Raw genomic sequence first — 13,705 nt, 5'->3', positions numbered from 1 at the left:
CGTCGCCGCTGGACGGACGCTGACAGTGCTCGGAATTTTCATGTCCTCCGCGCTGCCCGCCACTGCCCGACAGCAACTCGCGACGTTTTGTGAGCCACCTTTAGAGCGCTCAATGCGCCACCAGCGCCGGTTCCACTCCGAAGCGGCGCGCATAGCCGCGTTCGTTGAACACGCGCTTGACCTCGGTGCCGTCCAGTCCTGGTGCGGCGTAAATGGCGTAGACCACTCGGCCGTCGTCGCGCTCTCCACGCTGGTGCAGACGATAGCGCAGGCGTTGACTGTCGGCGCTGTCCGGATAGTGCAACGGCGGTTGGTTGCCATCCAGTTCCACTTCGCTGTTGTCGACGACGCCACCGATGAAGACTGCGCGCATGTTGCTTCTCCAAGCATTGGGTGCATCCCACACTAGGCGCGCGCATGTTGCCGGCGCATCAAAGCGACGTTGGATTCGCGCAAAGTCCAGTCAACTGTCGCACTCCCGGTAGAATGCGCGTCCCACCCGAGTGCGATTCCCGATGCCGGCTGTGCAAGATGCTCCCCTCGACACGCTGTTCCTGCCGTTCGCCCAGGGCAGCCTGCGTTGGCCGGACGGCAAGGTGCTGTTCTTGCGCGCGCGCGAGGGTTGGGCGCTGCGCCAGCATGCGCAGGCGACGCAACTGGTCTGCGAACAGGATTACCGCCCATTTGCCACGGCTTTGCAGCAGGGTGGCTGGGAGGTTCGTGCGGAGCAGGTTGATAGCCACGACGATCCTGGCGGTTATGCGCTGGTGCTGGTGTTACCGCCACGCCAGCGCGAGGAGGCGCGGGCCCTGCTGGCACGTGCGTTGGCGCTGGCCGCGCCCGGTGGCGTGGTGGTCGCCTGCCAAGCGAATAATGAGGGCGCGCGCTCCGGCGAGGACGACCTGCGGCAATTGGCTGGCCTCGGCGGCAAGCTGACCAAGCACCACTGCCGGGTGTATTGGACCGCGCCCCTGCACCAGACGCACGACGCCGCTTTGCAGCAGCGCTGGGCGGCCCTGGACGCGCCGCGGCCGATCCTCGACGGGCGCTTCCGCAGCCGTCCCGGTGTGTTCGCCTGGGACCGCATCGACCCGGCTTCGGCGCTCTTGGCCGCGCATCTGCCGGCGGACTTGCGCGGCCGTGCCGCCGATCTCGGTGCTGGCTACGGTTATCTGTCGGCCGAATTGCTGGCGCGCTGTCCACAGATCACGGCGTTGGATCTGTTCGAAGCCGATGCGCGCGCGTTGGCGTTGGCGCGCCACAACCTGGCACAGACCGCGGCCACGGTGGCGTTGGGTTTCCACTGGCACGATGTGACCGTGGGATTGCCTGCGCACTACGACGTCATCGTCAGCAATCCGCCGTTCCACGCGCCCGGGCGGATGGAACGGCCGGACATCGGTCGCCGCTTTATCGCGGTGGCCGCGCAGGCGCTGACGCCCGGCGGGCGCCTGTATTTGGTCGCCAACCGACACCTGCCCTACGAAGCGGTGCTGGATGCCAGCTTCGGCGCGACCGAGGTGGTCGCCACCCGCGACGGTTTCAAGCTGATCTGTGCAGTGCGCAGTCGCATGACGGAACGTCGATGAAGCTGGTCAAACACCTGGCCAACCTGGGCTACGGCAGCCGCAAGCAAGTGGCGCTGATGTTCCGTGAGGGACGCATCACCGATGCCGATGGCGATGTCCTGTATGCCGACGATCAGGTCCCGCACGCGGCGATCCGGGTCGATGGCGAGGTGCTGGATCCGCCGCCGGGGCTGATCCTGGCGTTGCACAAGCCGGTCGGCTACACCTGTTCGACCAAGGACCCTGGACGTATCGTCTACGACTTGTTGCCAGCGCGGTTTCGCCTGCGGTCGCCGCTGCTGTCCACGGTCGGACGCCTGGACCGCGATACCAGCGGTCTGCTGTTGATGACCGACGATGGCGCCTTGCTGCATCGCATCGTCTCGCCGAAGTCGCGTCTGGCCAAGATCTACGAGGCGACCCTGGCCGAGGATCTGCGTGGCGATGAGGCCGCGCAGTTCGCCAGTGGCACGTTGTTGCTGGATGGCGAAACCACGCCCTTGCTGCCGGTGCAATTGGAGGTGCTGGGGCTGCGTCAGGTGCGCGTTGTCTTGCACGAGGGCCGTTACCACCAGGTGCGACGCATGTTCGCCGCGTTCGGCAACCATGTGCTCGCGCTGCACCGTAGCCGTATCGGTGGCCTGGCGTTGGACGCACTACCGGCCGGGCAGTGGCGTGCGCTGGAGCCAATGGAGCTGGCGCAGGTATTCGAGTAGCCGTCTGGATTGCGCAAAGTGCGCATGCCTTGCGCCGGGAACATCCTGGGTTCAGGAAAACCACGATACGCGATGTGCGCTGAGAGTGGCAGACGTGACGGGATAAGCTGTCGCGATTGGTCCTGCTCCTGCAATGGTCGATCCTTGCCGGAGGAAAACGCCCGGATCGGCGGCAGACCTGGATGATCGACGGCTTATCCGAACAATGTTTTCCAGCCGTCCACGCCCAGTGTCTCCAGCGTCTGCAGATTGCGTTCCACGATCACGTCCGCGTCCGGGAACGCGGCCACGGCACGTTCCACGCTGTCCTCGCGCAGCAGGTGCAGGGTGGGGAAGGGGGCGCGATTGGTGTAGTTGCCGATGTCGTCCGCTGCGGTGCCGGCGAATTGATAGTGCGGGTGGAAACTGGCGACTTGCAGGATACCCAGCAGTTCCAGTGCGTCGACCGCCGCGTCGGCGTTGTCGAGGAAGTCGTTGTAGTCCAGGAAATCCTGCAGCACTTGCGGATGCACGATCAGCGTGGTGTCGATCTGTTCGGCTGGGGTATCGCGCAGCAGCAGCAGTTCCTCGGCCAATTCTTCGAGCAGGGCCTCGGGCGTGGTCGCATCGCTGAGCACGTAGCGCACTTGCTGCTTGACGTACACCGCCTTGGCGAACGGACACAGGTTCAGACCGATCACCGCGCGTTCCAGCCACTGGCGGGTCAGTGCGATGGGATCGGCGGTGTGGGGGGCGGGCGTGGGGTCCATGGCGGCGGCGACGTTGTGTAGAGCGCGGGCGGGCAAGTGTATGCCGGATGCGGGGTGTCCCGATGCGGCGGCTGGCACGGTGCGGGCAGCAGCGCGGCAACGACATCGGTAGGATAGACGTTCTTTTTTCGAGGAATTGCCATGCCGTCCTTCGACGTCGTTTCCGAAGTGGACAAGCACGAATTGACCAATGCGGTGGACCAGGCCAATCGGGAACTGGCCACGCGCTTCGACTTCAAGGGCGTGCAGGCCGCGTTCGAACTGGACGATCAGGTCATCGCCCAGTCCGCGCCCAGCGACTTCCAACTCAAGCAGATGACCGACATTTTGCGCGCGCGCCTGCTTGCTCGCGGCATCGACGTGCGCTGCCTGGAGTTTGGCGATGTGGAGACCAATCTGGCTGGCGCGCGGCAGAAAGTCACCGTCAAGCAAGGCATCGAGCAGAAGCTGGCCAAGAAGATCGTCGCCACGCTCAAGGAGGCCAAGCTCAAGGTGGAAGCCCAGATCAACGGCGAAAAACTGCGTGTCAGCGGCAAAAAGCGCGACGATCTGCAGGATGCGATCGCCTTGCTGAAAAAGAGCGATTTCGAACTGCCGTTGCAGTTCGACAACTTCCGCGATTGATCCCAAGGCGGTGCGTGGGCAACGCCGCATGCGCATAGGCATCCGGCGTCGATTGCGGCGATAATCCGCGCATGCCCCGTTCCCGTACCAATGCTGTAGCTGCAGCGTGGATGATCGCTGCGGTCGCGTTTTTCTCGCTGATGGACGTGGCGATGAAGTTGCTCGGCGCGCATTATCCGGCGCTGCAGATTGCAACGCTGCGCGGCGCCGCCTCGCTACCGTTCGTGTTGCTGTGGGTGCTGCTCAGCGCCGGGCCACGGGCGATCATGCCGGTGCGCTGGGGACTGCATCTGCTGCGCGGTATGCTTGGTATCGCGATGATCGCCTGCTTCGCCTGGGCTTTGCGCCACCTGTCGCTGTCCACCGCGTATACCATCTACTTCGTTTCGCCGCTGCTGGTGGCGGCGCTGTCGGTGCCGTTGCTTGGCGAACATGTCGGCCCGCGGCGCTGGGCCGCGATCGGCATCGGCTTGGTGGGCGTGTTGGTGGTGCTGCGGCCGGGTGTGGGAGGGCTGGTCTCGCTGCCAGGTCTGATGGTACTGCTGGCGGCCGGTGCCTATGCGGTGGCGACGATCCTGGTCAGCCTGCTGGCGCGCAGCGATACGCCGCAGTCGCTGGTGGTCTGGTTTTTATTGCTCATGGCATTAGGCGCTGGCGCGTTGGCGCTGCCGGAATGGACGCCGCTGTATCCTCGCGATGCGGGCTGGATCGCCACCATGGGCCTGGCCGGGGCGCTGGGCCAAGTCGCGCTGACCCAGGCATTCCGCCGCGGCGACGCCTCCCTGATCGCGCCGCTGGAATACAGCGGCCTGCTGTGGGTGATCCCATGGGATTGGCTGCTGTGGCGCACGCTGCCCGATATCTGGACCTGGGTGGGCGGTGCGATCATCGTCGCCAGTGGCCTGTACCTGCTGCATCGCGAACGGGTACGCGCCGTACCCCATCCGCCGCCGCAGATGCACCCATGACCTGGTCGGTGCCGGCCACGCGATGCGGGGGTTAGAATCCGATGGAATAACACCCGCCATCCTGGCCTGTTAGGCTTTGTCCCCCTTTGCTGATGGCACCGTGTGGTGATCCAGTTCGAGCGCCTGCATAAGTCCTATTGCGTTGCCGGTCAGCCGGTCGTGGCGCTGCATCCGCTCGATCTGCGGATCGAGGCCGGCGAGGTGTTTGGCATCATCGGCCATTCCGGCGCCGGTAAATCCACCCTGATCCGGCTGATCAACCGGCTGGAGGAGCCCAGCGGCGGATGCTTGCGCATCGGGGGCGAGGACGTCACCGCGCTGGACCGTGCCGGGCTGCGGACGCTGCGCCAGCGCGTGGGCATGATCTTCCAGCACTTCAATCTGTTGTCCTCGCGCACGGTCGCCGGCAACGTCGCCTTCCCGCTGGAACTGGCGGGCACGCCGCGCGCGGACATCGACTTGCGGGTGGCCGAACTGCTGGCTCGGGTCGAATTGACCGAACACGCCGGCAAGTATCCGGCGCAATTGTCGGGCGGACAGAAGCAGCGCGTCGGCATCGCCCGCGCACTTGCCACGCGGCCGCGCATCCTGCTGTGCGACGAGGCCACCAGCGCATTGGATCCGCAGACCACCGCCTCGGTGCTGGCGTTGCTGGCGCAGATCAACCGCGAGTTGGGCCTGACCATCGTGCTGATCACTCATGAAATGGAAGTGATCCGCCGGGTCTGCGATCGCGTGGCGGTGCTCGATGCCGGGCGTCTGGTGGAAATCGGAGCGGTGACCGATGTATTTCTGCATCCGCAGCATCCGACCACCCGCCGTTTCGTCTCCGAAGCCGAGCATGTGGACGAGAGCGAACTGCATCGCGACCTTGTCGCGGTGGCCGGGCGCGTCTTGCGGCTGACCTTCCTCGGTGCCGACACCTACGCGCCGCTGCTCGGGCATATCGCCCGCACCACCGCAGTGGACTACAACATCCTGTCCGGGCGCATCGACCGGATCAAGGACACCCCGTATGGCCAGCTCACCCTGGCCCTGGTCGGTGGTGACATTGAGGCGGCGCAGGCCGCATTCGTCGCTGCCGGCGTGCATGTGGAGGAACTGCGCCGATGACCTGCTTCGCGATCGCTACCGGTGGCTTATTCCGGCATCTCGATGCCGATAAATGGAACGAGATCGGCCGTGCCACGCTGGATACGCTAATCATGCTGGTTGGCGCGCTGCCGCTGACCTTGCTGATCGGCTTGCCGCTAGGCGTGCTGTTGTTTCTGGTCGGACCGCGCCAACTCCATCAGCGACCGTTGCTGTACGGCATGCTGGCGCTGGCGATCAATATGCTGCGTTCGGTTCCCTTCATCATCCTGATGATCGCGATGATTCCGCTGACTCTGTGGGCGATGGGCACTTCGTTGGGGGTGCGCGGTGCGATCCTGCCGCTGGTGGTGGGCGCGGCACCGTTCTATGCGCGCTTGGTGGAGACGGCGTTGCGCGAAGTGGAGCGTGGCGTGGTCGAAGCCAGTCTTGCGATGGGCGCGACCACCTGGCAACTGGTGACGCGGGTGCTATTGCCGGAGGCACGACCTGGCTTGATCGCCGGTGCCACCGTCACCACGATTGCGCTGATCGGCTTCACCGCGATGGGGGGCGCGATCGGTTCCGGTGGCCTCGGTGACCTAGCCTACCGCGATGGCTATCAACGCTCGCATGCCGACGTGGCGCTGGTCACGGTGTTGTTACTGCTGGTATTGGTGCAGGCGTTGCAGATGCTTGGCGATCGTCTGGTTGCTCATTACAGCCGGCGCTGAGTGCAGTTGTCGCAGCGGCTTCAGCCGCGCATGCGTTTCATGCAATCCCCCGATTGCGGCGAAAATCGTTCTGACGCCGTGGGTGTTCCGTACGCTGCAGCCAGTCTGCTAGCGTGCGTTCATTGCGGTTGCTAGCCACACTTCTTTTTCACGTTTTTGGATTCCTGCCATGACCAGACTCCCGTTTCGTCTCTTGCTCGCCGCAGCTGCCGTGCTTGCACTGGGTGCCTGTGCCAAGTCCGATTCCGCTGCCGACGTGTCGCACCTCAGCATTGCCGCCACGGCGGTGCCGCATGCCGAGATTCTGGAGGTGGTCAAGCCGATGCTGGAGCAGCAGGGTGTGATTTTGGACGTGCGCGTGTTCAACGATTACGTGCAGCCCAACGACCAGGTGGTGCAGAAGCAAATAGACGTGAACTACTTCCAGACCGAGCCATATCTGCAAGCCTATAACCACGACCGCAAGAGCGATCTGGTCACCGTGGTCGGCGTGCATATCGAGCCATTCGGCGCCTATTCGCGTCGTTTCAAGTCGCTGGCCGAGTTACCGCAGGGCGCCGACGTGGTGATTCCCAACGATCCCAGCAACAACAGCCGTGCGTTGATCCTGCTGGACAAGGCCGGGGTCATTAAGCTCAAGGATCCGGGTAACGCGCTCTCGACTCAACGCGACATCGTGTCCAATCCCAAACAGTTGAAGTTTCGCGAACTGGATTCGGCGATGCTGCCACGGGTGCTGGAGCAGGTCGATCTGGCGTTGATCAACACCAACTACGCGCTCGATGCGGGGCTCAATCCGACCCGTGACGCGCTGGCGATCGAAAGCAAGGATTCGCCATACGTCAATTTCCTGGTCGCTCGGGCCGACAATAAGGACGATCCGCGCGTGCAGAAATTGGCCAAGGCGTTGACCAGTCCGGAGGTGAAGGCTTTCATCCTGCGCAAGTACCAGGGCGCGGTGCTGCCTGCATTCTGATGCGGGTGCTGGTGGTCAGGAAGTTGTGATCTTGTCTGTCGGCGTGTGGTGTCGCGACAAAAACAAACGGGCCCGTTCGGGCCCGTTTGCGTCTGCGATGCAACTCCGATGCTTAGAAGCGCGCACCGACACCGAAGCTGACCAACCACGGATCCAGCTTCAGCTCCTGACCGGTGCCGCTGCCGGCAACCTCCACTTCCGGACGCGAGCGCATGTAGCGGGCGTCGGCGCGGGCGAACCAGGTGGAGTTGATGTTCATGTCCACGCCGACGGTGCCGATCGCACCCTTGGCGGTGTCCAGACTCACGTGGTTGCCGGTGGCCGAGAGCGCATCGATCTTTTCGTGGCTGAAGTTGGACTGGTAGTAGCCGACGCCGACGAACGGACGGAACACGTTGTCCGCCGCACCGAAGTGGTACTGGCCGCTCAGCGCCACCGGCTGCTGCTTGACGTTACCGACCTTGCCGACGGCATCGGTGCGTACGCGGTGGCTGAACTTGTCTGGCGCGCCCCACAGTTCGACCGCCCAGTTGTCGTTGATCAGCCAGCTGGCGCTGATGGTCGGCGCCGGGCCGCCGTCAACGTGCAAGCCATTGGCAGGCTTGGAGTGCGGATCCAGCAGGGTTGCACTGCCGACGACGGAAAAGTGCTTGCCGGATGCGGTGTCGTCATCCTGCGCGAATGCGGCAGGCGCAAACGCAAGGGCGGAAAGCACAGCCAAGCTCAAAATTTGAATGGACCGCATGGGAATCTCCTCATTTTTCTTGTTGGCCACGGGAAGTGGGCGGGGACACCGTATCGATGGAAAGATGAATCCTCGCCGACCCTGGTCGGGCGAGTGCGGATGACGTTCAGGCACGTCCCTGCGACGCCTCAAATAACGAGGTTTTAAGACTTATGAGTGTTCAATTATGTGAAGATGATGTGAAGGTTTTGCCATTATTGCAGGGCTTGCCTGCGCAGATCCGCGACGATTGTCGGGTGCTCGTGCTTGGCTCGATGCCTGGTGCGGCTTCCTTGCAACAGGCGCGCTACTACGCGCATCCGCGCAATCGGTTCTGGCCTCTGATGGCGGCGCTGTGCGGTTTCGATCCGGCCCTGGACGACGTGCAGCGCCTGCGCGCGCTGCACCTGGCTGGCATTGGTCTGTGGGACGTGATCGGTCAATGCCAGCGCCATGGCAGCCTGGACGCGGCGATCGTGCGCGGCAGCGAAGTCCCCAATCCTTTGCCTCAGCGCATCGCGCAGTTGCGGCAGTTACGTGCGATTGCCTGCAACGGAGCTGCCGCAGCGCAGGCGTTCGCCCGTTTCGTGCACCCGCAGTTGTTGCCACGCGATCCACCGTTGCACCTGTTGAGATTGCCGTCCACCAGCCCGGCCAATGCGGGTTTTGCCCTGCCGCGCTTGCTGCAAGCGTGGATGCCGCTGCAGTCGTGGCTGATGTTGCCGCCGGCGTCGCGCTGAACATCAGCGCCGCGCGCGCAACCACAGCGTCTGTGCCAGCAGTGCCGCCGCCAGTGCCAGTGCTGCCCAGGCCGCGCTGTAAGCCCCATCCAGGGGGCTGCCGATCTGCTTGACGTAGACCGCCGCCAGCGCCCACAGCGCGGCGGCGGCGTAGACCGGGTTGCCGCGCATCGCATGGTTCATGCTCAGTAGCAGTGCGGCGGCCAGTGCGAGCAACACCAGGCTCCATGGCAACATGTGCGTGGTCGACAGCCAGCGGTAAGCCACGATCACCTGCGCGGTGTTCAGGAAAACTGCCAGCGAGAGCCAGCCCGCATGTAGCGACAGTGGCAGCCACGCCCACGTCGTCTGCCTGGGTTCGGCAGCTCGCGTACGCGACAGCCGCAGCGCCGCCAGCGCGAGGCTGCCCAGCGCGGCCCAGATCACGGCCAGCGCCAGCAGGAAATGCTGTTGCGAAAACACCGGCATCCAGGCCGCAGTGAGCGCGAATCCCAGCGCCGTCGGCCATCGCACCCGTGGCAGGGTGCCGTCGCGTCGCGGTGTCAGTTGCCACAGGCCGAAGCCCACGTCGAGCAGGAAGATCAGGCCCCAGATCGCGAAGGCGTAGCCGGCGGCGACGATCAGAGTGGGGTAGCCGTCCGAGATCGCGCCGTTGCTCGGGCCGAACGTGCCACGTTGCGAAAACCAGGCGACCAAGGGCATCGCCAGCGACATCAACAGCACTAGGACCCGCATGACCATCCTCACAAGAACCTGAGGGGATGCTAGAGATGCCCTTGTGAAGGCAGTGCGCCGTCGCGCGCGGTGCATCGGCGCAACATGCGCCAGCGTACAGTCCATTGTCGACGTTGTTTGCGTCGCTCCGCAGGCGTGCCATGATGGTTTTTGCTCCGGCAATGGTTGGCGCTGCGGCTGCATGCGGCCACAATAGGGGTTTCTACTCATCAAAGTTGCCGGAGTTCCCCGCATGGCCGAAATCAAGGAAGCACGTGTCCCCGATATCGGTGACTACAGCGACGTCCCGGTAATCGAAGTGCTGGTGGCGGTCGGCGACACGGTGAAAAAGGATCAGAGCCTGGTCACCCTGGAGTCGGACAAGGCAACCATGGAAGTGCCCTCGCCGTTTGCTGGCGTGGTCAAAGAGGTCAAGGTCAAGGTGGGCGACAGTCTGTCCGAGGGCAAGCTCGTGGCGCTGATCGAGGTGGCCGCAGCGGGCGCTTCCAGCGCGCCTGCGGCCCCGGCCGCCGCCAAGGCGCCGCCCGCGCCGGCCAAGCAGGACGTCGCCCCGGTTGCTCCCATCAAGCAGGAGACGGCCACGCCAGCACCTGCCGCGGCGGGCGGGGTGGTCGAGGCGCGGGTGCCGGACATCGGCGACTACAGCGATGTGCCGGTGATCGAGGTGCTGGTGGCGGTCGGTGACATGGTGAAGAAGGACCAGAGTCTGGTCACCCTGGAGTCGGACAAGGCGACGATGGAAGTGCCCTCGCCGTTTGCCGGTGTCGTCAAGGAGCTTAAGGTCAAGGTGGGCGACAGCCTGTCTCAAGGCAAGGTGGTGGCGCTGATCGAGGTGGCCGCCGCCGCTGCGCCGGGCGCTGGTGCGGTGCAGCCCAGCGCTCAAGCCGCTGGCGGTGCGTCGGTGCCGGCGGCAGCGGGCACGCAGGCTCCGGTCAGGGCCGCCGCGCCGGCCGCGACGCAGAGCAGCCCACCAGTGGAATTCAATGCCGACAGCGTGCTGCCGCAAAAAGTGCCCTATGCCAGTCCGGCGGTGCGGGTGTTCGCGCGTGAGCTGGGAGTGGATCTGTCCCTGGTCAGTGGTTCCGAGCAGGGCGGCCGCATCAGCAAGGACGATGTGCAGCGCTACGTCAAGGCGGCGCTGTCCGGCGCCGTCCCGGTCGGTGCCGGGGCGGCGGCCGGCGGCAACGGCCTGAGCCTGTTGCCGTGGCCGAAGGTGGACTTCGCCAAATTCGGCGAAGTCGAGGTCAAGCCGTTGTCGCGGATCAAGAAGATCTCTGGTGCCAATCTTGCCCGCAACTGGGCGATGATTCCGCACGTGACCCAGTTCGAGCAGGCCGACATCACCGATCTGGAAGCGCTGCGCGTGTTGCTGAACAAGGAGAACGAGAAGGCTGGCATCAAGTTGACCATGCTCGCCTTCCTGCTCAAGGCCAGCGCTGCGGCGCTGAGACAGTTCCCTGATTTCAACGCTTCGCTGGACGCCAGTGGAGAGAACCTGACCCTGAAAAAATACGTCCACATCGGTTTTGCCGCCGATACCCCGAACGGATTGGTGGTGCCGGTGATCCGCGACGTGGACAAGAAGGGTGTGGTCGAATTGGCACGCGAGAGCGGCGAGCTGGCCAAGAAGGCCCGCGATGGCAAGCTCGGCCCGGCCGAGATGAGCGGCGGCTGTTTCTCGATCAGCTCGCTCGGTGGCATCGGCGGCACCGCGTTCACTCCGATCGTCAATGCGCCGGAAGTGGCGATCCTGGGCGTGTCCAAATCGTCGATTCAACCGGTCTGGAACGGCAAGGAATTCGCGCCGAAATTGCTGCTGCCGCTGTCGCTGAGCTACGACCACCGGGTCATCGACGGTGCCGCAGCCGCACGCTTCACCACGTATCTGAGCCAGGTGCTGGCGGACATGCGCCGCGTGCTGCTGTAACGCTAGCTGCGCCGGCGCCGCGCTTGCCGCGGCGTCCGCTCCCCCTTACCTGCGTGCGCCGCGCTCAAGCGCGGTGCGTGCCGACGAACTGCAAATGCCCATCGCTGTGCCGGTGGGTCACAGGAGAAGCTGCATGGCGGTCATTGAGGTCAAAGTCCCGGATATCGGCGATTACCACGACGTTCCGGTCATCGAGGTGCTGGTCGCCGTCGGCGATGTGGTGAAAAAGGATCAGGGCCTGGTGACACTGGAGTCGGACAAGGCCACGTTGGAGGTGCCGTCCCCGGCGTCCGGCGTGATCAAGGAATTGAAGGTCAAGCTCGGCGACACCTTGTCCGAAGGGTCAGTGATCGCGCTGTTGGAAGCCGAGCAGGCCAGTGCCGCGTCGTCGGCAGCCACGCCCGCCGGCAAAACCGAGGCGCCTGCCAGCACGCCGCCACGGGCGTCTTCGCAGCGTGCCCCGGCCGAGCCGTCGGCGCCAGCGATGTCCAGCGGCAAGCCTGCCGATATCACTTGCAAAATGGTGGTGCTCGGCGCCGGCCCTGGTGGCTACACCGCCGCGTTCCGGGCCGCCGACCTGGGGTTGGACACGGTGCTGGTCGAGCGCTATCCCAGCCTCGGCGGGGTCTGCCTCAATGTCGGTTGTATCCCCTCCAAGGCGCTGCTGCACGCGGCGGCGGTGATCGATGAGGTTGCGCATGCTGGCGAGTTCGGCGTGGATTTCGGCGCGCCCAAGATCACCCTCGATCGGTTGCGCGGGTACAAGGAAAAAGTGGTTGGCAAGTTGACCGGCGGCCTGGCTGGCATGGCCAAACAGCGCAAGGTCCGCACTGTCACCGGCGTGGCCAGTTTCGTCTCGCCCAATGAGCTGGAGATCGTCGGCAGCGACGGCAAGACCCAGTTGCTGCGCTTCGAGTATTGCGTCGTCGCCGCCGGCTCGCAGGCGGTGAAGCTGCCGAACTTCCCGTGGGACGACAAGCGGGTCATGGATTCCACCGACGCACTGGAATTGCAGGAGATCCCCAAGACCCTGCTGGTGGTCGGCGGCGGCATCATTGGTCTGGAAATGGCCACGGTGTACAGCGCATTGGGCAGCAAGGTTAGCGTGGTCGAGTTCATGGACCAACTGATGCCGGGTGCCGACAAGGACCTAGTCAAGCCGCTGGCCGACCGGCTGAAGCAGCAGGGGGTGGAGATCCACCTCGGGACCAAGGCGGCGACGGTTAGGGCCGAGAAGAAAGGCATCACGGTGACGTTCGAGGCCGCTGCGGCGGGGGCGGCGCCAGCATTGGCCGCGACCACCTACGACCGTGTGTTGGTCGCGGTGGGGCGCGCGCCCAATGGCAAGAAAATCGGCGCCGACAAGGCCGGCATCCACGTCACCGAGCGCGGTTTCATCCCGGTCGATCGGCAAATGCGCACCAACGTGTCGCATATCTTCGCCATCGGCGACATCGTCGGGAACCCGATGCTGGCGCACAAGGCTACCCACGAAGGCAAGCTGGCCGCCGAAGTGGCCGCCGGTGAAAAGAAGGAGTGGGTGGCGCGGGTGATCCCATCGGTGGCCTATACCAATCCGGAGGTCGCCTGGGTCGGGGTCACCGAGACCGAAGCCAAGGCCAAGGGGCTGAAGGTGGGCGTGGCCAAGTTCCCGTGGGCAGCCAGTGGTCGCGCCATCGGCATCGGCCGCACGGAGGGCTTCACCAAGTTGATCTTCGACGAGCAGACGCATCGGGTCATTGGCGGCGCCATCGTGGGTGTGCATGCCGGCGACTTGCTGGCCGAAATCTGCCTGGCGATCGAGATGGGAGCCGAGGTCGAGGATATCGGCCATACCATCCATGCGCATCCGACCCTGAGCGAGTCGGTCGGGATGGCGGCGGAGATCTACGACGGCACGATTACCGATTTGTACATCCCGAAGAAGAAATAGCAGCCAGGCCGCGCCGTTTCCTGATCGCGCTGAAACGGCGCATGGAGCCATCGGCAGGTCGCGCGCTGCGCAAGAAAGCTGCGTCGGCATGAGAAGGCGGCACCATCGGCCGACAGGCAACATGCAGCGAAGGGTGAGTTGGTTGTCTAACTGCTTCAGGTCGGTCGGTTGTCGTGGTGCCGCGATAAGTGCTCGCCATTCGCAGGAGTATGTGGCCGCGCTTGCCGCGCAGAGGATAAG

14 protein-coding genes are annotated in these 13,705 nt (G+C 64.6%); 10 read left to right on the top strand and 4 right to left on the bottom strand.

What is annotated here, in order from left to right; translation table 11 throughout:
* Nucleotides 1-109 precede the first annotated feature (109 nt).
* Nucleotides 110-373, bottom strand: a complete 264-nt coding sequence (locus XalbCFBP2523_RS04410) for a hypothetical protein (protein WP_045766404.1) — start codon at nt 371-373, stop codon at nt 110-112.
* Nucleotides 374-515: 142 nt separating this feature from the next.
* On the opposite strand from XalbCFBP2523_RS04410, the gene XalbCFBP2523_RS04405 reads away from it, so the two are divergent.
* Nucleotides 516-1,589 carry a class I SAM-dependent methyltransferase gene (locus tag XalbCFBP2523_RS04405; RefSeq protein ID WP_045766403.1) on the top strand — a complete coding sequence of 358 codons (1,074 nt, stop codon included), beginning with the start codon at nt 516-518 and terminating at the stop codon, nt 1,587-1,589.
* Complete coding sequence (locus XalbCFBP2523_RS04400) at nt 1,586-2,284, top strand: pseudouridine synthase (protein ID WP_045766402.1); 699 nt, start codon at nt 1,586-1,588, stop codon at nt 2,282-2,284. Before XalbCFBP2523_RS04405 ends, XalbCFBP2523_RS04400 begins: the two co-directional genes overlap by 4 nt.
* Nucleotides 2,285-2,478: 194 nt before the next feature.
* Here XalbCFBP2523_RS04400 and XalbCFBP2523_RS04395 read toward each other — a convergent pair whose 3' ends face one another.
* Entirely contained in the window at nt 2,479-3,033 is a 555-nt protein-coding gene (locus tag XalbCFBP2523_RS04395; RefSeq protein ID WP_045766401.1) for a DUF1415 domain-containing protein, read from the bottom strand.
* 141 nt (nt 3,034-3,174) lie between these two features.
* Between XalbCFBP2523_RS04395 and XalbCFBP2523_RS04390 the strand changes: the two genes are divergently transcribed.
* From XalbCFBP2523_RS04390 to XalbCFBP2523_RS04370, 5 genes are all read left to right on the top strand, one after another.
* On the top strand, nt 3,175-3,657 hold the full coding sequence (locus XalbCFBP2523_RS04390) for a YajQ family cyclic di-GMP-binding protein (protein ID WP_012917393.1): 483 nt from the start codon (nt 3,175-3,177) through the stop codon (nt 3,655-3,657).
* A 71-nt stretch (nt 3,658-3,728) separates the two neighbouring features.
* A complete protein-coding gene (locus XalbCFBP2523_RS04385; RefSeq protein WP_045766400.1) occupies nt 3,729-4,625 on the top strand; it encodes a DMT family transporter in 897 nt (298 codons plus the stop codon).
* 105 nt (nt 4,626-4,730) lie between these two features.
* The gene (locus XalbCFBP2523_RS04380; protein WP_045766836.1) at nt 4,731-5,738 is read left to right on the top strand and encodes a methionine ABC transporter ATP-binding protein; all 1,008 of its coding nucleotides are present in this window, start codon (nt 4,731-4,733) and stop codon (nt 5,736-5,738) included.
* Nucleotides 5,735-6,430, top strand: coding sequence for a methionine ABC transporter permease (locus XalbCFBP2523_RS04375; protein WP_045766399.1), 696 nt, complete (start codon nt 5,735-5,737; stop codon nt 6,428-6,430). The genes XalbCFBP2523_RS04380 and XalbCFBP2523_RS04375 overlap by 4 nt, the downstream gene beginning before the upstream one ends.
* Nucleotides 6,431-6,599: 169 nt before the next feature.
* Nucleotides 6,600-7,406 (top strand): MetQ/NlpA family ABC transporter substrate-binding protein, encoded by an 807-nt coding sequence (locus XalbCFBP2523_RS04370; protein WP_012917389.1) that lies wholly within the window; start codon nt 6,600-6,602, stop codon nt 7,404-7,406.
* A gap of 112 nt (nt 7,407-7,518) precedes the next feature.
* On the opposite strand, the gene XalbCFBP2523_RS04365 is transcribed toward XalbCFBP2523_RS04370, so the two are convergent.
* A complete protein-coding gene (locus tag XalbCFBP2523_RS04365) occupies nt 7,519-8,151 on the bottom strand; it encodes an OmpW/AlkL family protein (RefSeq protein ID WP_012917388.1) in 633 nt (210 codons plus the stop codon).
* Nucleotides 8,152-8,303: 152 nt separating this feature from the next.
* On the opposite strand from XalbCFBP2523_RS04365, the gene XalbCFBP2523_RS04360 reads away from it, so the two are divergent.
* On the top strand, nt 8,304-8,870 hold the full coding sequence (locus XalbCFBP2523_RS04360) for a DNA-deoxyinosine glycosylase (protein WP_045766398.1): 567 nt from the start codon (nt 8,304-8,306) through the stop codon (nt 8,868-8,870).
* Between the two features lie 3 nt (nt 8,871-8,873).
* Here XalbCFBP2523_RS04360 and XalbCFBP2523_RS04355 read toward each other — a convergent pair whose 3' ends face one another.
* Nucleotides 8,874-9,605 (bottom strand): hypothetical protein, encoded by a 732-nt coding sequence (locus tag XalbCFBP2523_RS04355; RefSeq protein ID WP_045766835.1) that lies wholly within the window; start codon nt 9,603-9,605, stop codon nt 8,874-8,876.
* Nucleotides 9,606-9,837: 232 nt separating this feature from the next.
* On the opposite strand from XalbCFBP2523_RS04355, the gene aceF reads away from it, so the two are divergent.
* The gene (gene aceF, locus XalbCFBP2523_RS04350; protein ID WP_045766397.1) at nt 9,838-11,532 is read left to right on the top strand and encodes a dihydrolipoyllysine-residue acetyltransferase; all 1,695 of its coding nucleotides are present in this window, start codon (nt 9,838-9,840) and stop codon (nt 11,530-11,532) included.
* A gap of 133 nt (nt 11,533-11,665) precedes the next feature.
* On the top strand, nt 11,666-13,465 hold the full coding sequence (lpdA, locus tag XalbCFBP2523_RS04345) for a dihydrolipoyl dehydrogenase (protein WP_045766396.1): 1,800 nt from the start codon (nt 11,666-11,668) through the stop codon (nt 13,463-13,465).
* The last annotated feature ends 240 nt before the right edge of the window (nt 13,466-13,705 follow it).

This window comes from Xanthomonas albilineans, assembly GCF_002939705.1.
GTDB classification, from domain to species: domain Bacteria; phylum Pseudomonadota; class Gammaproteobacteria; order Xanthomonadales; family Xanthomonadaceae; genus Xanthomonas_A; species Xanthomonas_A albilineans.
This window is presented reverse-complemented; position numbering and strand designations above follow the sequence as displayed.